This window comes from Pseudomonas sp. 67(2021) (assembly GCF_017491835.1).
In the GTDB taxonomy this organism is placed as follows: Bacteria; Pseudomonadota; Gammaproteobacteria; order Pseudomonadales; family Pseudomonadaceae; genus Aquipseudomonas; species Aquipseudomonas atacamensis.
On the sequence record NZ_JAFGYL010000018.1, the window covers coordinates 121,300 to 143,007 of the forward strand.

18 protein-coding genes, 4 tRNA genes and 1 pseudogene are annotated in these 21,708 nt (G+C 59.9%); 10 read left to right on the forward strand and 13 right to left on the reverse strand.

Features of this window, described 5'->3' with window-relative positions; translation table 11 throughout:
* Window positions 1–18: 18 nt before the first annotated feature.
* From J5M66_RS20870 to J5M66_RS20885, 4 genes are all read right to left on the reverse strand, one after another.
* Window positions 19–798, reverse strand: coding sequence for an ABC transporter permease (locus J5M66_RS20870; RefSeq protein WP_056788203.1), 780 nt, complete (start codon window positions 796–798; stop codon window positions 19–21).
* Window positions 795–1,727: an ABC transporter ATP-binding protein gene (locus J5M66_RS20875; protein WP_016771010.1), complete on the reverse strand. Its 933-nt coding sequence runs from the start codon at window positions 1,725–1,727 to the stop codon at window positions 795–797. The genes J5M66_RS20870 and J5M66_RS20875 overlap by 4 nt, the downstream gene beginning before the upstream one ends.
* Before the next feature lie 132 nt (window positions 1,728–1,859).
* The gene (locus J5M66_RS20880; RefSeq protein WP_123443610.1) at window positions 1,860–2,483 is read right to left on the reverse strand and encodes a glutathione S-transferase; all 624 of its coding nucleotides are present in this window, start codon (window positions 2,481–2,483) and stop codon (window positions 1,860–1,862) included.
* A 43-nt stretch (window positions 2,484–2,526) separates the two neighbouring features.
* Complete coding sequence (locus tag J5M66_RS20885) at window positions 2,527–3,186, reverse strand: transglutaminase family protein (protein WP_071173232.1); 660 nt, start codon at window positions 3,184–3,186, stop codon at window positions 2,527–2,529.
* A gap of 247 nt (window positions 3,187–3,433) precedes the next feature.
* On the opposite strand from J5M66_RS20885, the gene J5M66_RS20890 reads away from it, so the two are divergent.
* Together J5M66_RS20890 and J5M66_RS20895 are read left to right on the forward strand one after the other, a co-directional pair.
* Window positions 3,434–5,881: an acyl-CoA dehydrogenase gene (locus J5M66_RS20890; RefSeq protein WP_207807805.1), complete on the forward strand. Its 2,448-nt coding sequence runs from the start codon at window positions 3,434–3,436 to the stop codon at window positions 5,879–5,881.
* Window positions 5,882–5,954: 73 nt separating this feature from the next.
* Entirely contained in the window at window positions 5,955–6,362 is a 408-nt protein-coding gene (locus J5M66_RS20895; protein ID WP_039760212.1) for a PA2817 family protein, read from the forward strand.
* Between the two features lie 647 nt (window positions 6,363–7,009).
* Here J5M66_RS20895 and J5M66_RS20900 read toward each other — a convergent pair.
* Window positions 7,010–8,008 carry a LysR family transcriptional regulator gene (locus J5M66_RS20900; protein ID WP_024013940.1) on the reverse strand — a complete coding sequence of 333 codons (999 nt, stop codon included), beginning with the start codon at window positions 8,006–8,008 and terminating at the stop codon, window positions 7,010–7,012.
* A gap of 89 nt (window positions 8,009–8,097) precedes the next feature.
* Here J5M66_RS20900 and J5M66_RS20905 point away from each other — a divergent pair, with 89 nt between their 5' ends.
* The 4 genes from J5M66_RS20905 (at window position 8,098) to J5M66_RS20920 (ending at window position 12,152) form a co-directional block, all read left to right on the forward strand.
* Window positions 8,098–8,724 carry a hypothetical protein gene (locus J5M66_RS20905; protein ID WP_073472234.1) on the forward strand — a complete coding sequence of 209 codons (627 nt, stop codon included), beginning with the start codon at window positions 8,098–8,100 and terminating at the stop codon, window positions 8,722–8,724.
* A gap of 90 nt (window positions 8,725–8,814) precedes the next feature.
* Window positions 8,815–9,585, forward strand: a complete 771-nt coding sequence (locus J5M66_RS20910) for a 2OG-Fe(II) oxygenase (RefSeq protein ID WP_110601728.1) — start codon at window positions 8,815–8,817, stop codon at window positions 9,583–9,585.
* Window position 9,586: 1 nt separating this feature from the next.
* Complete coding sequence (locus tag J5M66_RS20915; RefSeq protein WP_016773667.1) at window positions 9,587–10,225, forward strand: LysE family translocator; 639 nt, start codon at window positions 9,587–9,589, stop codon at window positions 10,223–10,225.
* A gap of 187 nt (window positions 10,226–10,412) precedes the next feature.
* A complete protein-coding gene (locus J5M66_RS20920; RefSeq protein ID WP_207807806.1) occupies window positions 10,413–12,152 on the forward strand; it encodes a dipeptidase in 1,740 nt (579 codons plus the stop codon).
* Window positions 12,153–12,288: 136 nt separating this feature from the next.
* Here J5M66_RS20920 and J5M66_RS20925 read toward each other — a convergent pair.
* The 4 genes from J5M66_RS20925 to J5M66_RS20940 form a co-directional block, all read right to left on the reverse strand.
* Window positions 12,289–12,364: transfer RNA gene (locus J5M66_RS20925), tRNA-Gly, on the reverse strand.
* Window positions 12,365–12,367: 3 nt separating this feature from the next.
* Window positions 12,368–12,443, reverse strand: a tRNA-Glu gene (locus tag J5M66_RS20930).
* 104 nt (window positions 12,444–12,547) lie between these two features.
* A tRNA-Gly gene (locus tag J5M66_RS20935) sits at window positions 12,548–12,623 on the reverse strand.
* A gap of 2 nt (window positions 12,624–12,625) precedes the next feature.
* Window positions 12,626–12,701: transfer RNA gene (locus J5M66_RS20940), tRNA-Glu, on the reverse strand.
* A 383-nt stretch (window positions 12,702–13,084) separates the two neighbouring features.
* On the opposite strand from J5M66_RS20940, the gene J5M66_RS20945 reads away from it, so the two are divergent.
* Window positions 13,085–13,843, forward strand: coding sequence for a hypothetical protein (locus tag J5M66_RS20945; RefSeq protein ID WP_039764159.1), 759 nt, complete (start codon window positions 13,085–13,087; stop codon window positions 13,841–13,843).
* 253 nt (window positions 13,844–14,096) lie between these two features.
* On the opposite strand, the gene J5M66_RS20950 is transcribed toward J5M66_RS20945, so the two are convergent.
* From J5M66_RS20950 to J5M66_RS20960, 3 genes are all read right to left on the reverse strand, one after another.
* Window positions 14,097–16,064: a methyl-accepting chemotaxis protein gene (locus tag J5M66_RS20950; protein ID WP_207807807.1), complete on the reverse strand. Its 1,968-nt coding sequence runs from the start codon at window positions 16,062–16,064 to the stop codon at window positions 14,097–14,099.
* 108 nt (window positions 16,065–16,172) lie between these two features.
* Window positions 16,173–17,573 carry a PLP-dependent aminotransferase family protein gene (locus J5M66_RS20955; RefSeq protein ID WP_207807808.1) on the reverse strand — a complete coding sequence of 467 codons (1,401 nt, stop codon included), beginning with the start codon at window positions 17,571–17,573 and terminating at the stop codon, window positions 16,173–16,175.
* 191 nt (window positions 17,574–17,764) lie between these two features.
* Window positions 17,765–18,526 (reverse strand): SDR family oxidoreductase, encoded by a 762-nt coding sequence (locus J5M66_RS20960; protein WP_016773663.1) that lies wholly within the window; start codon window positions 18,524–18,526, stop codon window positions 17,765–17,767.
* Between the two features lie 237 nt (window positions 18,527–18,763).
* Between J5M66_RS20960 and J5M66_RS20965 the strand changes: the two genes are divergently transcribed.
* The gene (locus J5M66_RS20965; RefSeq protein ID WP_024013948.1) at window positions 18,764–19,768 is read left to right on the forward strand and encodes an NADP-dependent oxidoreductase; all 1,005 of its coding nucleotides are present in this window, start codon (window positions 18,764–18,766) and stop codon (window positions 19,766–19,768) included.
* A gap of 125 nt (window positions 19,769–19,893) precedes the next feature.
* On the opposite strand, the gene pyrF is transcribed toward J5M66_RS20965, so the two are convergent.
* Window positions 19,894–20,592: an orotidine-5'-phosphate decarboxylase gene (gene pyrF, locus J5M66_RS20970; protein ID WP_123443619.1), complete on the reverse strand. Its 699-nt coding sequence runs from the start codon at window positions 20,590–20,592 to the stop codon at window positions 19,894–19,896.
* Window positions 20,593–20,854: 262 nt separating this feature from the next.
* Between pyrF and J5M66_RS20975 the strand changes: the two genes are divergently transcribed.
* Both J5M66_RS20975 and J5M66_RS27025 read left to right on the forward strand, forming a co-directional pair.
* Window positions 20,855–21,604 carry a response regulator transcription factor gene (locus J5M66_RS20975; RefSeq protein WP_207807809.1) on the forward strand — a complete coding sequence of 250 codons (750 nt, stop codon included), beginning with the start codon at window positions 20,855–20,857 and terminating at the stop codon, window positions 21,602–21,604.
* Window positions 21,604–21,708 (forward strand): annotated as a pseudogene (locus J5M66_RS27025) (two-component sensor histidine kinase); the annotation flags it as partial. The gene J5M66_RS20975 and the pseudogene J5M66_RS27025, both read left to right, overlap by 1 nt.

Sequence of the window (21,708 nt, forward strand, 5' to 3'; positions counted from 1 at the left end):
AAAGCGACGCGGTCGGGATCAGGTACGCATCCCGCGCCCGCTCACCAGCAACCGCGCGCAGCCGAGATACAGCACCACGGTCGCCACCAGCATGAAGGTGATGGCGATGCCGATACGGATATCCGAGACACCAAGGATGCCGTAGCGGAACGCGTTGACCATGTGCAGCACCGGGTTGGCCAGCGACACGGTCTGCCAGAACGGTGGCAGCAAAGTGATCGAGTAGAACACGCCGCCCAGGTAAGTCAGCGGGGTCAGCACAAAGGTCGGAATGATCGAAATATCATCGAAGTTGCGCGCAAACACCGCGTTGATGAAGCCCAGCAGCGAGAAGATTGTCGCGGTCAGCACTACCACCAGAATGGTCACACCGAGGTGATGCACCTGCAGATGGGTGAAGAACAGCGACAGGATCGTCACGATCAGACCCACCGCCAGACCGCGCAATACGCCACCAATGGTGAAGCCGATCAGGATGGTGTGCGGTGACACCGGCGAGACCATCAACTCTTCGATCGAGCGCTGGAACTTGCTGCCGAAGAAGCTCGAGACCACGTTGCCGTAGGAGTTGGTGATCACCGACATCATGATCAGCCCCGGCACGATGTACTCCATGTAAGTGAAGCCACCCATGTCGCCGATCTGCCGGCCGATCAGGTTGCCGAAGATCACGAAGTACAGAACCATGGTGATCGCTGGCGGCAGCAGCGTCTGCGGCCATATCCGCATGAAGCGTTTGACCTCGCGGTAGACAATGGTTTGCAGGGCGACGAGGTTGGGACCGAACTCGGAACTCATACCGCCACCTTCGACAGATTTTTCTCCACCAGGGACACGAACAACTCCTCGAGGCGATTGGTTTTGTTACGCAGGCTCAGCACTTCGATGTTCTGCTGCGCCAACTGGGTGAACAACGCCGTGATGCCCATGGATTTGTCGACCTGCACCTCCAGGGTGTGGCCGTCGAGCAATCGGGCCGGGTAGCCGAGCAATTGCGGCGCCGCGCTCAAGTCGTTCTTCAGGTCAAGCAAAAAGGTCTCCACATGCAACTGGCCCAGCAACTGTTTCATGCTGGTGTTTTCGACGATGGTGCCGTGGTCGATGATGCCGATGTTGCGGCACAGCTGCTCGGCCTCTTCCAGGTAATGCGTGGTCAGGATGATGGTGATGCCTTTCTGGTTCAGCTCGGTGAGGAAGGTCCACATCGAACGGCGCAGTTCGATATCGACGCCCGCAGTCGGCTCATCGAGGATCAGCAGACGCGGTTCATGCACCAGCGCACGGGCAATCATCAGACGCCGTTTCATGCCGCCGGACAGCGAACGCGACGGCACATCGCGCTTGTCCCACAGGCCGAGCTGGGTCAGGTACTGCTCGGCGCGTTCCTTGGCGACTTTCGCCGGAATGCCGTAGTAACCGGCCTGGGTCACGACGATGTCGAAGGTCTTTTCGAACTGGTTGAAGTTGAATTCCTGCGGCACCACGCCGATCGAGCGCTTGAGCGCCGCCGGGTTCTTGTCCAGGTCATTGCCGAAAATATTCACGGTGCCGCTGGTCTTGTTGACCAGGGTCGAGAGGATGCCGATGGTGGTGGATTTGCCGGCACCGTTAGGGCCGAGCAAGGCGAAAAAGTCACCTTCGGCGACGTCCAGATCGATACCACTCAAGGCCTGGAACCCGTTGCCGTAGGTTTTGGTTAGCTGCCGGATGGACAGAGCGGAACTCATATCGGATTTACGCACCAAGAAGGAAGGAAAGAAGTAAATAAGGGCGGCGGCGAGGGAAACAACCGCGGCGCAAGTTCGCAATGGTGCTTGCCGCCGCCGCACAAGTACAGTCAAGTGTGTCGATAGTAATTATCAAGTCAACGCGGTCATGACCGCCTTCTGATAGGCCGCACGCTGCTTCAAACGTTCATACCAAGCTTGCAGATGCGGTTGCGGAGCGCGCTCGATGGGCATTTCGAACCAGGCATAAATGAAACTGCCCAGCGGGATGTCGCCCATCCCGATGTCATTGCCGGAGAGATAAGGCTGGCTGATCAAGGCATGGTCGGCCATGTTCAGCAATTCATCGCATTCCTTGATCGCGGCGTTGATCGCCTTCCAGTCCTGCTTTTCGGCAGGCGTACGCAGCACACCCCAGAACACCGTGCGAAACGGTCCGGCGAAACTGGAAGTGGTCCAGTCCATCCACTTGTCCGCTGCGGCGCGGGCTTGCGCATCCGCCGGATACCAGGCGCTGTCCGGGGCGTGTTTGGCCAGCAGATAGCGCACGATGGCGTTGGATTCCCACAGCACGAACCCGTCATCCTCGATCACCGGCACCCGGCCATTGGGGTTCATCGCGCGGTACTCGGGCGTGTCGACCACACCGAACGCGCCGCCGGCATCGATGGCCTCGTACGCCAGGCCCAGCTCTTCGGCAGCCCACAAGGGCTTTCTGACGTTCGATGAATTTTTCCGTCCCCAGATCTTCAGCATGACCGCCTCTTTGCAAGTGAGTGGACGGCCAGCATACGCCGGATCAGGTGCGACTCAAATCGGCCTGCATATCGCCCAGCAGCACCGGCAGTTGCTCACTGAACAGATGCGGATAGCACTTTTGCAGGTGCTCGAAGAAGAAGGTTTCCGGCACATCGGTGAATTGGCCGTGATCAAGCAGATACTCCATCAACTGCGCGCCGTCACGGTTGAACGGATGGAAAACGCTGTCATTGATGCCGTCGAATTCCAGCGCTGCGACGTTGAACAACTCGCACAGTTGCTGGTTGAACGCTGGCGTCGCCTTGACCCAGCGACCATCGAGAAACAGTTCGGTGTAGCCATGCATGGCGAACACATCGCTTTTCAGCAACTCGAGCAGACGTGGCGTCGACAGATGATTGCGCACATCGGCCAGACCGATGCGCGCCGGGATCCCGCAATGCCGCGCACAACCGGCGAGCAGCGTGGCTTTCGGCACGCAGTAACTCTCCCCTGCTGCCAGTGCGTAACTGCCGCGCAGGGTTTGCGGATCACGGCTGAAGGTGTACGGGTTGTAGCGCACCGCCTCGCGCACGGCGTAATACAGACTGATCGCCTGCTCACGCGGATCATTACTGGCACCGCGATGCTGCTCGGCGAACTCCACCACCGCCGGGTGGTCACTATCGATGAAGCGGCCGGGGCTCAGATACTCGTGCATGACGGCAATCTCCTGGATGAGTCACGAGTCTAGCGACAGCCTGAGCACAGAGATAACGACGTTTCGGCCAAACCTGAAAGCAAAGCTGCGCAGCAACGAACGATTTCCCACACGTGTTGCCCACCGAACCTACGAAAACCATCCGGGGTTTCCCACGATTTCAATCACCATGCTCTGACCACCCTTATTTGCAGATGCCGTCTAAGCTCTGGAGGGTCGATTTGCCTTGGTTCACGGAGGACTGAATATGCTGTTGTTGTGGATACTGGTTTTGATCGTCGGCGTGGCGTATCTCGCCCATCGACGCATCGCCCCGCTGCCCGCGTTGGGCATCGTTGCGGCCTATCTGGTCGCCATGGGGATTTTCAGTCACGCGCCGGGCTGGCTGCTGTTTGTCTTCTGGGTCCTGTTGGCGGTAGTGGCCGCGCCATTGTTGCTGCCTGACCTGCGTCGCAAACACTTCACCGCGCCGCTGTTCAACTGGTTCCAGAAAACCCTGCCACCGATGTCGCAGACCGAACGCGACGCGATCGATGCCGGCACCGTATGGTGGGACGGCGAGCTGTTCAGCGGCCGTCCGGACTGGGACAAACTGCTGTCCTATCCCAAGGTGCAACTGACTGAAGAAGAACAGGCTTTCATCGATGGCCCGACCGAAGAACTCTGCGCGATGGTCAGCGACTGGCAGATCGGCCAGTCCATGGACCTGCCGCCCGAGGCCTGGACGCACATCAAGGAACATGGCTTTTTCGCCCTGATCATTCCCAAGGAATACGGCGGCAAAGGCTTCTCGGCCTACGCTCACTCACAAGTGGCAATGAAACTCGCCACTCGCAGCGGCGACCTCGCCTCTACCGTGATGGTGCCCAACTCCCTCGGCCCGGCCGAACTATTGCTGCATTACGGCACCGACGAACAACGCAATCACTACCTGCCGCGGCTGGCCCGTGGCGACGATATTCCGTGCTTCGCCCTCACCGGCCCGCTGGCCGGTTCCGACGCAGGCGCGATGCCCGACACCGGGATCATCTGCAAAGGCCAGTGGGAAGGTGAAGAAGTGATCGGTCTGCGCCTGAACTGGGAAAAGCGCTACATCACCCTCGGCCCGGTCGCTACCCTGCTTGGCCTGGCATTCAAGGCTTATGACCCGGATCACCTGCTCGGTGAAGAGGAAGACCTCGGCATCAGCCTGGCGCTGATCCCGACCGATACCGCAGGTGTGGAAATCGGTCGTCGTCACCTGCCACTGGGCGCCGCGTTCATGAACGGCCCGAACTCCGGCAAGGACGTGTTCATTCCGCTTGACTACCTCATCGGTGGTCAGGAAATGCTCGGCAAAGGCTGGATGATGCTGATGAACTGCCTGTCCGTCGGGCGTTCGATCTCGCTGCCAGCCGTGGGCACCGGCGCGGCCAAGTTCACCAGTCTGGTCACCGGCCAGTACGCGCAGATTCGCGAGCAGTTCAATGTACCGCTGTCCGCTTTCGAAGGCATCCAGGAAGCCATGGCGCGCATCGGCGGCAACGCGTGGATGATGGACGCCGCCCGCATGCTCACCGCCAACGCGGTGGACCTGGGTGAAAAACCTTCGGTGCTGTCGGCGATCCTCAAATATCACCTCACCGAACGCGGCCGCGAATGCATCAGCCACGCCATGGATGTGCACGGCGGCAAAGCAATCATCATGGGGCCGAACAACTACCTCGGCCGCAGCTGGAACGGCGCGCCGATCTTCATCACCGTCGAAGGCGCGAACATCCTGTCGCGCAACCTGATGATCTTCGGTCAGGGCGCGATCCGTTGCCATCCGTTCGTACTCAAGGAAATGGCCCTGGCCGGTCGCGAGGACAAGGATCAGGCACTCAAGGAATTCGACGGCCTGCTGCTCAAGCACATCGGTTTTGCCGTCAGCAATGCCGCCAGCACACTGGTGCTGAACCTCGGCCTTGGCCATTTCGAACATGCGCCGGGTGACAGGATCAGCCAAGGCTACTTCCGCGCGCTGAACCGTCAGGCGGCCGCATTCGCCATGCTCGCCGACTTCAGCATGATGCTCCTGGGCGGCGAACTGAAACGCCGCGAACGTCTGTCGGCTCGCCTTGGCGATGTACTGAGCAACCTGTATCTGGCCTCCGCCGCGCTCAAGCGTTATCACGACCTGGATTCGCCGGCGTACATGGAACCGCTGTTCCGCTGGGCCATGGAAGAAAGTCTCGGCCAGTCGGAGCGTGCGCTGGATGAACTGCTGAGCAACTTCCCGAACAAAGTCTTCGGCTGCCTGTTGCGGGTCATCGTCTTCCCGTTTGGTCGCCGTCACAAAGGCCCATCGGACAAACTCGGCGCCGAAGTCGCTGGGGTCATCGGTCGCGCCAAAGGCGATCCGGCCCTGGAAGAACTGCTCGCCGGCTGCTACCGCCCGCAATCGGCGGACGATGCCGTGGGCGCGCTGCAACACGCCAGCGATCTGCTCAACGCCGCGCAACCGCTGCACAAGAAACTGCACACCGCACTGAAGAGCGGCCAGGTCAAACCGGCAGCCGGCGAACACGCCATCGATGCCGCACTGGAAGCCGGCGTACTGCAAGCCGTCGAAGCGCAAAGCCTGCGCGACGCCGAAGCGGCCCGCCGCAAGGTGATCGACGTCGATGATTTCGCCAAAGAGGAACTGACCCAGGCAGCGGGCAAAGTCCGCTGATCCCGGTTTATGTGAAAAAACGGCGCGAGGGCTTTATACTCCCGCGCCCGTTTTGCTCTTGAGGACTTATCTCGTGTCCAACGTCGTTGCCGATCATCTCGTGTTGCTCGACCACCTGCGCAGTATCCTGGTCGCCGTAGGTGAGGCCGAACAAGTGCCCGAAGAAAGCCATGCCCTGTTCCTCGAGCGCTTCGACGAACTGCTGGCCTCCCTGCCGATCGACCCTATCGAAAGCCAATACCTGGGCCAGGATATCCTCACCCAAGTCATCAGCCGCTACCCGCAAATCGCCCACTTGATCCCCCGCGACCTGCTGTGGTTCTTCGCCGGCGACTGCCTCCACTACCTCTCCGACGAAGAAATCGACCTCTACCAGGCCCTCGAAGAACGCCGCTACGAAGCCGAACAGAACGACGAACCGTTCGACTGGAACCAGGAAAAACAACTGCTGGCCATGTCTGCACAGGACAGCAAGCACTGATTTTTCAAACGGTAATGAAAAGGCCCGCACTGGTGATTCCATGCGGGCCTTTTTTTCAAGATCAAAAGCCCCTCACCCTAGCCCTCTCCCGGAGGGAGAGGGGACTGACCGAGGTGTTTGGACGAGGTACGTCGATGTGAAAGTCCGAGTTGAACTCAGGATTTGAAAAGCACACAAATCAGCTCCCTCTCCTCGGGGAGAGGGCTGGGGTGAGGGGCGAATTCAACACAGATCCAAAGCAGACCACACGCTTTTCACCGTTCAAAACAATGAGCGCAAGCTCGAGTACCGCTTTTGATCTTGATTCACAGGCGACGTCGGAAGGCTGAGTGGAGGGATTGATCCGGGCGTGGGAGCGCAGCGACCGTACGACGCAGTCGTACACAGCGGAAGGAGGTGCAGCGAAGCAAACCGTAGCCGCTGCGCCCGGATCAGTTCCGGAGCGAAGGAACCCGAGCCTGCGAGGGCCGAACGCAGGAGCAAGCCTTTTCGGTTACCTTTTTGCTGGGCCGGCACTCCGGCGTTTGGAAAAGGTGACTCGCCGTAAGGGCGAAACCGCCAGCCGCAACACCCGCAGAAACGGATATACACCCAAAACCCCAAGAACTTGGTCGGCCCCAAGGCCGCCAAGTCCCACCAAAAAAACCTCAAAGCAACCCCTCACTCTCCGGCAGCTCATACGCCACAGCCGCATTGCTCCCACCGGCAGATTTCCCGGGCCTACCCAACGTCGGCTCCTTCTGCAAACACTCCACCAGATAATCAATGAACACCCGCAACTTCGGCGGCAAATACCGCGTCGGCGAATGCAGCAGCCACAACCCACCATGATAAGAGGCAAGAAACGTCCAGTCCGGCAACACCTGCACAATCAACTTCTGCTCCAAGGCGTAACGCGCCGTGAAATACGGCAGACTGCCAATCCCGATATGCTGCAACACCGCCCCCAAGCGCACGCCCGTGTGATTGGCGGCATAACGCCCACGCACCCCGACCGTGACAGCTTTACTGCCCTTCTTGAACTTCCAGCGCGCATCGCTCGGCGTTTCGCCCAGATAAATACAACTGTGGTTGAGCAAATCGTGAGGATGCGTCGGCGTGCCGTGTTCGGCCAGGTATTGAGGCGTGGCGCAAAGCAAATGATCGATGGTCAGCAACTGCCGCCCGACCAGACCGGCCGGTGGACGATCAGTGATGCGAATCGCCAGATCGACATGATCATCGATCAGATCGACCTGACGATCTTCCAGCAGCAACTCCACATCAACCTTGGGATAGCGACGCAGAAACTCCGGCATGTGCGGATGAATCACAAAGCGCCCCACCGCTTTCGGCACGCTGACCCGCACCAGACCTTCGGCTTCGTGGGTGAACTGGCCGCTGATTTCCATCACCGATCTGGCCGCGCTGACCATTTCCTGGCAACGCTTGAACACCTCTTCGCCGCCATCGCTCAAGCGCAGTTTGCGCGTGGTGCGTTGCAGCAGGCGCGTGGCCAACGCCTTTTCCAAGCGGGAAATACTGCGACTGACCGCCGAGGGTGAGGAACCCATCTGCCGCGCCGCTTCAGAGAAGCTGCCGGTCTCGACAACCTTGACGAAAATCGCCATTTCACCCAGCAGCGGCAGCGGAAGATTGATGCTCACGACGCACAAGTCCTTTGATGTTGGAACGGATTATCACGTTATTGCACGATTCATATAATAAAAACAGAACTTCGATCAGGGCATGGAATATGACGCTTCGCCTGTTTTTTCACAGTGACGACCTCAAGGCGAATGTCGAAGTCCTCGACTGCACACCCCACGAGAACGAATTCGCCGTAGTGCTGCGCGCTACTCTGTTTCACCCCCAGGGCGGCGGTCAGCCTTGCGACACCGGCTGGATCGGTGAAAGCCGGGTGTCGCGCGTGGTGCAGGAAGCGGAGTGCATTGTGCATTTCGTCGACCGCCCGCTGCCGCTGGGCATGACCGTCATCCGCATTGATGAAGAACGCCGCCGCTTCAACACGCGCATGCATTCGGCCGGGCATCTGATCGGTCATTTCATTCAGGCCATGGGCTGGATGCCGATCAAAGCGCACCACTGGCCGGACGAAGGCCGGGTGCAATTCAAACCGGGCGATGGCGCGGAAGAAGTCGATGCGCCAACCGTGCAAACCGGTATCGAGCAGTGGATCGAACACGATCTGCCGCGTCTGACTTCACTGCGCGAGGGCGCGCGGGAAATCAGTTTCGGTGAGCTGCCAGCCTATGGCTGCGGTGGCACCCACGTACGCAGCCTGAAGGATCTGGGCACAGTCACGATCGCGTCCCTTTCGCAGAAGAAAGGCACGCTGTCCGTCCACTACAGCGTGGATTGAGCATTTCGGACGTTGCCATCGCGCAGCGTCCGACGCCGGGGAACCGCACTCGCCGGTTCCGTTGACTATCGATAGATGGACCTAAAACAAATGATGCTAGACGTCGAGCGTCTCGATGAGACGTGCATAAAAAAACTGGCCAACGAAGAAGTCCTCGCCATCCGCGTCAAACGCTTTCTCCCCGAGCCGCTGGCGATCGAAATTGGCGACAAGATCCTCGCCCCGGGCTTTGAAGGCTACATCAACGCACCGAGCATCGGCCGCATCGGCATGGCCTTTTACGAGGCGGAAAACCAGCCGCTGCTGATCGAGGATTACTTCGAACGCGCCACCCGCAACATCGCCGAACTGCGCCAGCGCTGCGCGCCCTACTCCTCGCCGATCGACACCCTGCGCTGCATGCTCGACGAGTCCTGGCCCGCTGGCGCGCATCTGGAAAATCTCTACGGGCGCAAGATGTATGTCGGCTTGTCGCGAGTGGTCAAACCCGGCGTGTGCTTTCTTGCTCATCACGACATCTTCGCCAAGGACGCCCCGGACAGTTTTCAGGCGCGCAGCCTCGAGGCGCAATTCGCCTGCAACGTCTACCTGAACATGCCCACCGAGGGTGGCGCCTTGCAGATGTGGAACGACCACATCACCCCGGATCAATTCGACGAAATGCGCGGCGACAGTTATGGCATCGAGCCGTCGCTGCTGGGGCCGCCCGCCCTCGAAGTACGACCGCAGCCCGGCGATTTCATCATGTTCAATTCGCGGCGCATGCACTCGGTGACTCCGGGCGTGGCCGATCCGCGTTTGAGCCTGTCGTTCTTTGTCGGCTATCGCGGCGATGCCTCCCCTCTGACTTTCTGGAGCTGACATGCTTTCCAATTACCTGGGCGAGTTTCTCGCATTGGCCACCATCCACTTTCTCGCCGTGGTGGCGCCCGGTCCGGACTTCGCCGTGACCATCCGCCAGAGCGTGCGCTTCGGCCGGCTCGTCGGCATCTGCACTGCGCTGGGCATCGGCGCGGGAATCTCCGTGCACGTGCTGTATACCCTGCTCGGCGTCGGCGCCCTGATGCACACCACGCCGTGGCTGCTGACTGTGGCCAAAGTGGTCGGTGGGGCTTACATCCTCTATCTGGGCGTCAGCCTGATCCGCAGCAAACCGAAGAGCAGCGTCGAAGGCGAAAAAACCGCCGATGAGCCGCTGGTTGAACAGTCACTGTTCAAGGCATTCAGCACCGGTTTTCTGACCAACGCGACCAACCCCAAGGCCACGCTGTTTTTCCTGGCCATCTTCACCACGATCATCAGCGCCAGCACACCGCTGCAGATCCAGGCGTTCTATGGCTTGTGGATGTGCTTCGTCAACGCGCTGTGGTTCGTGATCGTCGCGCTGTTTTTCTCCAGCAACAAAGTGCGCCTGCTGTTCATGCGCCTTGGACACTGGTTCGAGCGCAGCATGGGCGTCATCCTCATTCTGTTTGCCGGACGCCTGATGCTGTCGATGTAACTCGCACAAAAAAAGTCCCGGCATCAGTTGCCGGGACTTTTTCATTTGTGCGCCTCTTTTGCGTTTCTGTGCGACAGATCAAGTTTGTGACTCCCTCTTCACCTGCTCATGGTGGTAGGTTGCAAAATGTTTCTGCCGCAAGCGTCAGACATATTTTCCCAATCTCTAGCAAAGGAATGCCTGTTACATGGTCTTTTCCCTGAAAAAACTGGCCGCTGCCACGCTCGTCATGGCCAGCCTCACAGCGTTCACCAGCGCCGCACAAGCCAACATCACTGCCGAGCAAAGTGCAGCGATTCTGAAATCCTTCGACGGCAAGAATCTGACGGACTTCCGTAGCTTTCTTGGCAGCCTGGCGAAAAGCGACCTGGCCAAGACGGATAAGCTCAACCCGTCCATCAGCGCCTTCCTCGACAACAAGACCCTGAACGCCGAACAGCAGAATGAAATTCACCGTCTGCTGGGCATTTATACCCGCGTGAAATATGGCAAGGCCGCGCTGGAAACCCTGCGCCAACTCGTCGAGATCCCGACCTTCCGCAAGGACGGCGTGGAGCAACACGACAACCCGGAATTCATCAAGATTGCCGGCGAGATCCAGAAACTCGCCGAATCTTTCGGTTTGAAGTTCCGCAATATCGATAACCGTGTCTACGAAATTTCTCTGAACGGCAAAGGCGACGAAGTCGTTGGCATTCATGCCCACGCCGATGTGGTGCCGGTGACGCCGGAAAACTGGGTGCTGAAGGACGGCACCAAACTCGACCCGTTCAAAGTCACGCTGATCGGCGATCGCATGTACGGTCGTGGCACCGAGGATGACAAGAACGCTATCGTCGTGGCGCTGTACGCCATGAAAGTGATCAAGGACGAGAAACTGCCACTGGCGCGTAACTTCAAGTTGCTGGTCGACACCACTGAAGAAACCAGCGGCGATGCCATTCCTTATTACTTCGAACGCAACCCGACGCCGAACTACAACATGGCGCTGGACGGCGGTTATCCGGTGGTGATCGCCGAAAAAGGTTACGGCACCGTCATGGCCAACTTTGCCAAACGCAAAGGCGAAGGCAACGGCGCGGAAATCATTTCGATGACCGGCGGCAAAGCGACCAACCAGATTCCGTCCGCTTCGGTGGTCGCACTGGTAACCGACAAGCCAGCCGAGCTCGCCGCCAGTCTGCAAAAGGCCGGCGACGCTTATGCCAAGGCCAACGGCGGCGACTTCGAAGTCGCGGCAAAGGTTGATGGCAAAGACGTCAAACTGACCGTAACCGGTGTGTCTGCGCACTCCTCCGAACCAGAGTCCGGCGTCAACCCGGTCGCGCGCATGTTGAGTTTCCTCAACAGCCTGAACGGCCAAATCGCGCTCAAGCACAACCAGTTCACCGACGCGGCGCGCTATGCCGATGACAACTGGGGCCTGGATTATCTGGGCAAAAAACTTGGCGTTGGCTTCTCTGATTCGTTCATGGGACCACTGACCACCTCGCTGACCTACGTCGGTGAGGATGACAAAACCTTCAAGCTGGCGGTGAATCTGCGCGTACCGAAGGGCAAGTCTCCGGAAAAGCTCAAGGCTGAAATTGCTGAGAAACTGGATGCCTGGAGCAAGAAGACTCATGTCGCTGTAGCGTTCGATTACTCAGTGGCTGAACCGATGTATCGCAACCCCGAGGGTGAGTGGGTCAAGGCGCTGCTTGCCGTAGCCAGCGAAAACCTCGGCATGAAGTCGGAATTCGGTACTTCCGCTGGCGCGACGTCGGTTCACGAATTGCCGAACGGCGTGCAATTCGGCCTGGCGCGACCTGAAGCCAAATACACCGGCCACACTGATGGCGAGTTCAAGACCGTCGAGCAGTTCCTGCTGGATCTGCAGATCGTCACGGAAATGATGGGGCGTGTCGGGCAGTTGCCGAAGCTGTAAAGCTCTGCCTGAGCCCGATCATTGATGACCGGGCGCAAAATAAAAAAGGACCTGTGAAAAGGTCCTTTTTTATTGCCGCCACAAAACGCGCACAAACAAAAACGCCGATCATCACTGATCGGCGTTTTTGTGAAATTGGAGCGGGAAACGAGACTCGAACTCGCGACCCCGACCTTGGCAAGGTCGTGCTCTACCAACTGAGCTATTCCCGCAAATGGCGTCCCCTAGGGGACTCGAACCCCTGTTACCGCCGTGAAAGGGCGGTGTCCTAGGCCACTAGACGAAGGGGACACGCTACCCGGAACACATGGTGTGTGTTTCGGTGTCCAGATCCGCATCCGAAGACTTGGTTCTGGTTTCACTCAGCACCGCCCGAAAGCACTGCTGTTTAAAATTGGAGCGGGAAACGAGACTCGAACTCGCGACCCCGACCTTGGCAAGGTCGTGCTCTACCAACTGAGCTATTCCCGCATTGGCGTCCCCTAGGGGACTCGAACCCCTGTTACCGCCGTGAAAGGGCGGTGTCCTAGGCCACTAGACGAAGGGGACACACTACAACATTCACTCCCTGCCGCGTTTCGCTGTGTGCTTTACGCTGCAAGTGGCGCGCATTCTATGGATGGATTGAGGGGTCGTCAACCCCCTGATATAAATTTATTTAAATCAATGACTTCGACCTGGATTACGGGCCGCGTAGGGCTTTTCCGTCGTCCGAAACCTGACGCCTATATTCCGCCACTCGCCAAGACGTTATAGTCACCGCACAGTGATGGCAATCTGCACATCAAGCGCCAGCATTCATCTATACAGCTGGCGGCCGATACAGATTGCAGCAGCCGATCAAACCCGTCGAGCGGCGCTAGGCGCCTAAATGCCCAGCCACTACACTCGCATGCGAACCCTATAAAGAGGTCTTACCGGTGACACCACTCATGATCACCCTGCTAGTCGTAGCCGGGATCGCAATTCTGATCGCCATTGGCTACATGAACCATGTGGTGGAAAACAACAAACTGGAGAAGGCCCGCACCAAAGTCGAACTCAACGACCGCCTGCGCCGCTGCGGCGAACTGACCGAAACCTTCCCCGGCCAGTTCATGACCCCGGCGCTCAAGCTACTGCTGACCCGCCTGGAACTCAACGTCTGCCAGCGCCTGCTCAATCTGGAAAAAACCAGCGCGACGACCAAGGCCCGCATCACCGAACTCAGCGCCCTCGTTGCCCAGGGCGAATCGATCCCGGTGAACAACCCGCCCGCGCCGATCCTGACCGAAGCCAAAGCCAAAGACGTGCGCTTCCTCCTCGAAGCCCTGCACGGCCAGATCACCCGCGCCGCCCACGACGGCTTCCTGCCACCCAACGAAGCCAAACAATGGATTCGCGAGGTGCGCCACATTCTCGTGCTGCTGCACATCGAATTCTTCAACAACCTCGGCCAACAGTCCCTGCAACAAAACCAACCCGGCCAGGCCCGCCTCGCCTTCGAACGCGGCGTGCAATATCTGCGCAAACAGCAGGACCCGCAGATGTACGCGGAGCAACTGCAATACCTGGAAAAACTCCTCGCCCGAGCGAATGCCCAGGTCATGGACAAGATTGCCCCGGTGGAAGGTGAAGAAAACCAACTGACCGCCGGTTTGAAGGATGTCGAAGCCGATGCGGACTGGAAGAAGAAAGTGATTTACGACTGAGTCGAGAATGCCGGTAAAGAAGCCACCTTCATGGGTGGCTTTTTTGTGGGCGAATTGAAAGAGGTGTGAATTGAAGACCGCTTTCGCGAGCAGGCTCGCTCCCACATTGGGAAGCAGTGTTCTCAGGTAAAAATCGGTCGGCTGTCAGGCCGCCTTCGCTGGCAAGCCAGCTCCCACAGAACAGCAAAAGCAAACCCGGGCCATCCCCACGCGGCGAAGCCAAGAGCCTGGCCGGCCCAAAGGCCGCCAAGACTCAAAGCCGAAAATGCCCAACCATCGAGCGCAACTCCCCGCCCAACTGCGCCAGCTCAACACTCGAAGCCGCATTCCCGCGCATGGCCACGGAAGAGTGATCCGCACTCGCACGAATCTGCGTAACACTGCGATTGATCTCCTCTGCCACCGAACTTTGCTCCTCCGCCGCCGCCGCGATCTGCTGATTCATCTGCTGAATCAACGACACCGCCGCGGCAATACTCCCCAGCGCACTTTCGGTCTGCAACGCATCACTGACCGCCAGTTTGACCAACTCGCCACTGCTGCGAATCTGCTGCACCGACGACTGCGCCGCCGCGCGCAGAGCACTGACCAGGCGCTCGATCTCCTCGGTCGATTGCTGCGTGCGCCGCGCCAGTGCACGCACTTCATCGGCCACCACCGCGAATCCCCTGCCCTGCTCGCCGGCCCGCGCCGCTTCGATCGCCGCGTTCAGCGCCAACAGATTGGTCTGCTCGGCCACGCTCTTGATCACCTCGAGCACCGTGCCGATATTCTGAATTTCGGCACTGAGGCTCTCGATGCTGGAACTGGCCGAAGTCGCCGAATCCGCCAACTGCTCGATCCGCGCCATGCTTTGGCGCACCACCTGCTGGCCGCTCTCGACCTTGTCATCCGCCGTCTGCGCCGCCAGCGCCGCCTCTTCGGCATTGCGCGCGACGTCATGCACGGTGGAGGTCATCTGGTTCATGGCGGTGGCGACCTGCTCGGTTTCCTCCTTCTGGCTGTTGACCTCCAGATTGGTCTGCTCGGTCACCGCTGACAGCGATTGCGCGGAACCGGCCAAGCGCTCGATCCCGGCCTGCAAGCCGCTGACAATCGTGCCGAGGCCGGCAGCCATCTGCTGCATGGCCAACATCAATTGTCCCATTTCATCGCGGCGCGTCACCTCGACCTTCGCCGTCAGATCACCCGCAGCAATCTGCTGCGCCACACGAATGACACTGCGCAGCGGCGCAACGATCAGGCGCGTGATCACCCACGCGGCAAGTAATCCGACCAACAAGGCCAGCGCCGAAGAGCCAATGATCAACACCGTGTTCTTTTTCAGCTCCGCCTGCATCGAAGCGTCTTCGGCGACGTAGGCCTGATTGACCCGGTCCACCACCTGCGCGGCGCGCTGATGCAGTTGGTCATAAACCGTTTTTTCTTGCGCCAGCAACCCGGTGTATTCAGCCAGTTTCTCGTTGAATCCGGCGATATGCCCCGACACTTCGTTGAGCACAGTCAGATAGCCCTCGTCCTTGACCGTGGTTTTCAGCGCCTCGGCCTGCTCCTGCGCTTGCGCGGCCTGCTCGATGTTGCCCTGACCGGCATTGTCGGTATCGCCCTTGCGGCTCTGATCCAGACGCACCCGCGCTTCGTTCATCGCTTGCAGCATCAGTCGCGAGACCTGACTGACCTGATTCGCCTGTTCGATGAACTGGGCGCCGTCCTTGCCCTCGGTGTCTTTCAAGGTGTAGGCACCATCATCGGCCAGCCCGCTCTGCAACACATCGAGGTTATTGGCCACACTGGACACCGACCAACTGGCCATCTCCAGCGCAAGGTCCTTGGCCTGGCTCAGCGAGACGAACTCATCGAAGGCCTTGCGATACGCACCCAGGGCTTGCTCGACATCGCTCATCACCGGCACATTGGCCGGGGAATGTGCCTTGAGCTCGCCGGCAAGAACGATCAGCCCATCGACGCCTTCGCGCAAGGCATCGGCGGTTTTCGGATTGCCGCGCAGGGCGTATTCCTGCTCGAGCAGGCGCACCTTGAGCAGGCCGCTGTTGAGCGCGGACATCTGCTTCAAGCCGTCGAAACGCAGGCTGATGGTTTGCAGAGACCATACGCCGATCGCCGCCACCAATGCAGTCAGCAGCAAGACCAGCACAAATCCGATACCCAGTTTTTTCGCCATACCGAGGTTGGCAAAACGTCCTTGCACGGCCGAAATCATTGCGCGTAGTCCCCTGCCAAAGTCTGTTGCCGAAGATTCGCAACGGGCTCGAACCAGCACAAGACTCTGGCGTCGGAATAATGGCAAAAAGCTACGCCCGCGTCGTTTTCAGAATGCTGGAGGTCGATCCGCGCAAGTATTGCGAAAAAACTGCCGCGCCCGAGGGTCGCAGGCACAGGCCACATTGATGCGCTGCCAGTCACCGCACTCACCGCTGGGACTGAAGGCGTCCGCTGCTGATAACTCCAGTCCGCAACGCTGGGCCTGCCTGCGCACCGACGTCTGGTCGCGCAAGCGCGCCCGCGCCCAGATAAACAACCCGCCAACCGGCTTGCCGAACACTTCCCACTCGGCATCTTCCAGAGCCTGCAAGGCCGCCGCGCGATCGGCATTCAAGCGCTGGCGCTGGCGCTGCACCAGTTTGCGATACGCGCCGGTCGCCATCAGTCTTGCCAATACCGCCTCGGCCAGCCTCGAACAGCCCAGGCCGCTGATCATCTTGACCTCGGCCAGGCGCGTCAGCAGTTCGCTGTCAGCCAGAACAAAGCCGATCCGCAACGAACTGCTCAGGGTCTTGGAGAAGCTGCCGACATAAATGACCCGGCCGCCATGGTCCAGCGCTGCCAACCGCGTACCGCTGCCGGTGTGCAGATCAGCGTAGACGTCATCTTCGATCACGCGCAGGTCGTAGGTCTTGCTCAATTGCACGATGCGCTGGGCGACGGCAGGCGTCAGGCAACTGCCAGTGGGATTGTGGTGATGGCTGCCGATGAACAAGGCAGCGGGACGAAACTGACGCAGCACTGACTCGAGCATGTCGATGTCCGGCCCGCTCGGTGTCCGACGCACTTCGAGCATCTGTACGCCGTGCAGGCGCAGCAGGTCAAACAACGGTGCATAACCGGGCGTTTCCACCACCACGCAGTCGCCGGCCTTGAACAGGGTGCGCACGATCAGATCGAGCGCATGACTGGCACCGCTGGTGCTCATGAGCCGAGCACTGCAGGCGTCGATATTCAGCAGTTTCAGGCGCTTGGCTATTTGCTCGCGCAACGCTGGCAGGCCCAACGGCGAGCTGTAGTTGAACAGGCTGGCCATGTCGGTGCGCGCCACCTCGCGCAGCGCATAGCTGAGGTCGTCGGGCTCACGCCAGCTCGGCGGCAAGCCTCCTTGCCCCAAGATCAAGCGGCCCGTCGAAGCGCTCACCTCATCGCACCACGCATGGCGGCCCTCGAACACTGCCAGTTCCGAGTCCGTTTCGCGCAACGGCGGCGAGGCCGCGACGATGAATCCCGCGCCCTGACGCGCAGTCAACACACCTTGCGAAACCAGGCGCTCGCAGGCTTCGACGACACACGACTGGCTGAGCAGATTACCCCGGGCGATTTGCCGTACGGAGGGCAACCGGGTGGCAGGCGGGATGCCGCTTTGCACAATCCAGTCAGTCATTCCGTCGACGATCTGCTGCACGACCGGCACCATTGCCTGTCGGTCAATTCTCAGTTCCATGAGCTCGCAAACTCCTGTCAGTTTTGCTGGCAGCAGTAAATCACAGCCGCGCCGCCGAGGCTGTGCGACAACGCCGCCAAATGCGGCAGTTCTAACGGTTTGATACACATTGTTTAACGGTATTCACAGGGACCGACCGCGGGGTACAAAAAAACCCGCACGCAGGCCGGTTCTTTGTATTTCGGCAACTTTCAGAACGCCGTCACGCCGCCGTCCACCGCCAATGAGTGCCCAGTGGTGAACGCTGCGCCATCGCTGCACAGATACAGCACCGCGCTGGCGATTTCCTCGACCTTGCCAATGCGCCCGACCGGGTGCATGGCGTTGGCGAATTCGCCCTTCTTCGGGTCGGCTTCGTAGGCACGGCGGAACATGTCCGTATCGATCACTGCCGGGCACACTGCGTTGACGCGGATTTTCTTTTTCGCGTATTCGATCGCCGCCGACTTGGTCAGGCCGATCACCGCATGTTTCGACGCCGCGTAGATGCTCATCTTCGGCGCCGCACCCAGCCCGGCCACCGACGCCGTGTTGACGATCGCGCCACCGCCCTGCGCCAACAACAGCGGCAATTGATACTTCATGCACAGCCAGACGCCTTTGACGTTGACGCCCATGATCGCGTCGAACTCGTCCAGCGTACCGTCGGCCAGTTTGCCCTTCTCGATTTCGATCCCGGCGTTGTTGAAGGCATAGTCGAGACGACCGTAGGTATTGATCACCTCATCCATCAGATTTTTTACATCGCTTTCCACCGTCACGTCGCAGCGCACGAAGGACGCTTCGCCACCGGCGGTACGAATCAGCGCAACCGTGCCTTCGCCTCCAGCCGCGTCGAGGTCAGCCACCACCACTTTCAGGCCTTCGGCGGCAAACGCCAGGGCTGTCGCGCGGCCGATGCCGTAGGCGGCTCCCGTGATTACAACCACCTGACCGGAAAACGTCATGCTCATGGAGATGTCCTCGAATGCAAAAAAACTGGGAGATGTTGGCGTCGCAGCATAGCCAAGGGCAGCGAAAGCACGTCAGCACTATGCAATCGCTGTTTACCGGCGCATGCGCCGCAGTGATGAAACCCGCCCTGTAACCATCACTGCACTGGATCGACTCGCATTCGCCGTATCAGCCAACCTTGCGACATCGGCGTTGAAGAGCTATCAACAAGGCTTCATTCCATTCGAGTGCCTGTCATGACCAACCAGACCAATCGCCAGTTCCTGCTCGCCAAACGCCCGGTGGGCGCCGCGACCCGCGAGACTTTCACTTACCAGGAAGTACCGGTCGGCGAGCCACAGGCGGGACAGATTCTGGTGAAAAACGAATACCTGTCCCTCGACCCGGCCATGCGCGGCTGGATGAACGAAGGCAAGTCCTACATCCCGCCGGTCGGTCTCGGTGAGGTCATGCGCGCACTGGGCGTGGGAAAAGTCATCGCTTCGAACAATCCTGGCTTCGCCGTCGGCGATTACGTCAATGGCGCCCTCGGTGTGCAGGATTATTTCCTCGGCGAGCCGCGCGGTTTCTACAAGGTCGACCCGAAACTCGCGCCATTGCCACGCTATCTGTCTGCACTAGGCATGACCGGCATGACCGCCTACTTCGCCCTGCTCGATGTCGGCGCCCCGAAAGCCGGTGACACCGTGGTGCTGTCCGGCGCGGCCGGTGCGGTGGGCAGCGTGGCCGGGCAGATCGCCAAAATCAAAGGCTGCCGCGTCGTCGGCATCGCCGGCGGGGCCGACAAGTGCAAATTCCTCATCGAGGAATTGGGTTTTGACGGCGCCATCGATTACAAGGCCGAAGACGTCGTGGCCGGTCTGAAGCGCGAATGCCCGAAAGGCGTGGACGTGTACTTCGATAACGTCGGTGGCGACATTCTCGACGCGGTGCTGAGCCGCTTGAACATGAAGGCGCGGGTGGTGATCTGCGGCGCGATCAGCCAGTACAACAATAAAGAAGCGGTCAAAGGCCCGGCCAATTACCTGTCACTGCTGGTCAATCGCGCGCGCATGGAAGGTTTTGTGGTGATGGACTACGCCGCGCAGTTCGCCAGCGCCGCCCAGGAGATGGCCGGCTGGATGGCCAACGGGCAGCTCAAGAGCAAGGAAGATGTGGTTGAGGGACTGGAGACGTTCCCTGAGACGCTGATGAAACTGTTCAACGGCGAGAACTTTGGCAAGTTGGTGTTGAAAGTCTAAAACCACTCAGAAACCAATGTGGGAGCGAGCCTGCTCGCGAAAGCGGTGGATCAGTCGGTAATGATGCCGACTGACACTCCCTCCTCGCGAGCAGGCTGCTCCCACAGTTGGATCGTCAATAAGATTCAGGCAATTTCGGCTACAACCGCCGCCAGCGCCTGGGCCGGGTTCGGCGCCTGGCTGATCGGACGGCCGATCACCAGATAATCGGAACCGGCATCCAGTGCCTGACGCGGGGTCAGAATGCGCCGTTGATCGTCTTGCGCGCTGCCTGCCGGGCGAATCCCCGGGGTCACCAGTTGCAGCGACGGGTGCGCGGTTTTCAGCGCCGACGCTTCCAGCGCCGAACAGACCAGACCGTCCATCCCGGCCTTCTCGGCCAGCGCCGCCAGACGCAGCACTTGTTCCTGCGGCTCGATATCCAGACCGATACCGGCCAGATCCTCGCGCTCCATGCTGGTCAGCACGGTCACACCAATCAACAACGGTTGCGGACCACTGCGCTTGTCCAGCTCTTCGCGGCAGGCGGCCATCATGCGCAGGCCACCGGAGCAGTGCACATTGACCATCCACACGCCCATCTCGGCAGCGGCTTTCACGGCCATCGCGGTGGTGTTGGGGATATCGTGGAATTTCAGGTCCAGAAACACTTCAAAACCCTTGTCACGCAGGGTGCCGACGATTTCCGCCGCGCAACTGGTGAACAGTTCCTTGCCCACTTTGACCCGGCACAATTTCGGGTCCAACTGGTCGGCCAGCTTCAGTGCGGCGTCACGGGTGGGGAAATCCAGGGCGACGATGATAGGAGTCTGGCAGGCGGACATGGATGGGCTCTCAGGCTGGTCGAAAACGGCGCGCATTGTAGCGGAACCGGCGGCAGCGCGGCACCCGATGATCGGTAAATCGTCGCGCTGGCGGTTATCAGCTTAGCCCGCACGGCTATTGTGTCGACTCCGATACACAGCCGACACGCCGGCAACACGCATACGGGTTAGCCTCGCCCGGCGCAACACGTCCTTACAACAGCACTTCCCGCCTCCCGGCCGGACGCCTATGCTGAAACCACCACTGGCAGCGAACAGCCCCATGCACAACACCCCGACAACCATGACGGATGAAAGCAAAGACGACAAGCGCTGGAGCATCCGCGCGCTGATCGTCGACGATGACGTGCCGATCCGCGAGCTGATGATCGATTACCTCGCCCGTTTCAACATTCACGCCAGCGGCGTCACCGACGGCGCTGCGATGCGCCAGGCGCTGCAGGGCGAACATTTCGACGTCATCGTCCTCGACCTGATGCTACCCGGCGAAGACGGTCTGTCGCTGTGCCGCTGGCTGCGCGCCGAATCGCACATCCCGATCCTGATGCTCACCGCCCGCTGCGAACCCACCGACCGCATCATCGGCCTGGAACTGGGCGCCGACGATTACATGGCCAAGCCGTTCGAACCACGCGAACTGGTCGCCCGCATCCAGACCATCCTGCGCCGCGTGCGCGACGACCGCACTGACCAGCGCGCCAACATTCGCTTCGACAACTGGCGCCTCAACAGCGTCCTGCGCCAAGTGGTCGCCGACAATGGCCTGGTAGTGCCGTTGTCCAACGCCGAATTCCGCCTGCTCTGGGTCTTCATCGAACGCCCGCGCCGCGTGCTCAGCCGCGAACAACTGCTCGACGCCGCTCGCGGTCGCTCGATCGAAGCCTTCGACCGCAGCATCGACCTGCTGGTCTCGCGCCTGCGGCAAAAACTCGGTGACGACCCGAAAGCCCCGCAGTTGATCAAGACCGTGCGCGGCGAGGGTTACCTGTTCGACGCGCGGGACATCGGCTGATGAAGGCGCGCTTGGACACCCTGTTCGGTCGCCTGTTCGGGGTGCTGTTCGTGGCGATTGTCCTGGCGCACCTGCTGGCCTTCGCCTGGTTCAGGCTCTACGGC

What these genes read in the sequence shown, in the direction of transcription:
- J5M66_RS20920 (WP_207807806.1), top strand. Translation starts at nt 10,413, where the DNA reads ATGGTCTTTTCCCTGAAAAAACTGGCCGCTGCCACGCTCGTCATGGCC.
- J5M66_RS20945 (WP_039764159.1), top strand. Translation starts at nt 13,085, where the DNA reads ATGATCACCCTGCTAGTCGTAGCCGGGATCGCAATTCTGATCGCCATT.
- J5M66_RS20880 (WP_123443610.1), bottom strand. Translation starts at nt 2,483, where the DNA reads ATGCTGAAGATCTGGGGACGGAAAAATTCATCGAACGTCAGAAAGCCC.
- J5M66_RS20960 (WP_016773663.1), bottom strand. Translation starts at nt 18,526, where the DNA reads ATGAGCATGACGTTTTCCGGTCAGGTGGTTGTAATCACGGGAGCCGCC.
- J5M66_RS20890 (WP_207807805.1), top strand. Translation starts at nt 3,434, where the DNA reads ATGCTGTTGTTGTGGATACTGGTTTTGATCGTCGGCGTGGCGTATCTC.
- J5M66_RS20905 (WP_073472234.1), top strand. Translation starts at nt 8,098, where the DNA reads ATGACGCTTCGCCTGTTTTTTCACAGTGACGACCTCAAGGCGAATGTC.
- J5M66_RS20955 (WP_207807808.1), bottom strand. Translation starts at nt 17,573, where the DNA reads ATGGAACTGAGAATTGACCGACAGGCAATGGTGCCGGTCGTGCAGCAG.
- J5M66_RS20870 (WP_056788203.1), bottom strand. Translation starts at nt 798, where the DNA reads ATGAGTTCCGAGTTCGGTCCCAACCTCGTCGCCCTGCAAACCATTGTC.
- J5M66_RS20965 (WP_024013948.1), top strand. Translation starts at nt 18,764, where the DNA reads ATGACCAACCAGACCAATCGCCAGTTCCTGCTCGCCAAACGCCCGGTG.
- J5M66_RS20885 (WP_071173232.1), bottom strand. Translation starts at nt 3,186, where the DNA reads ATGCACGAGTATCTGAGCCCCGGCCGCTTCATCGATAGTGACCACCCG.
- J5M66_RS20915 (WP_016773667.1), top strand. Translation starts at nt 9,587, where the DNA reads ATGCTTTCCAATTACCTGGGCGAGTTTCTCGCATTGGCCACCATCCAC.
- J5M66_RS20950 (WP_207807807.1), bottom strand. Translation starts at nt 16,064, where the DNA reads ATGATTTCGGCCGTGCAAGGACGTTTTGCCAACCTCGGTATGGCGAAA.
- J5M66_RS20910 (WP_110601728.1), top strand. Translation starts at nt 8,815, where the DNA reads ATGATGCTAGACGTCGAGCGTCTCGATGAGACGTGCATAAAAAAACTG.
- J5M66_RS20875 (WP_016771010.1), bottom strand. Translation starts at nt 1,727, where the DNA reads ATGAGTTCCGCTCTGTCCATCCGGCAGCTAACCAAAACCTACGGCAAC.
- J5M66_RS20975 (WP_207807809.1), top strand. Translation starts at nt 20,855, where the DNA reads ATGCACAACACCCCGACAACCATGACGGATGAAAGCAAAGACGACAAG.
- pyrF (WP_123443619.1), bottom strand. Translation starts at nt 20,592, where the DNA reads ATGTCCGCCTGCCAGACTCCTATCATCGTCGCCCTGGATTTCCCCACC.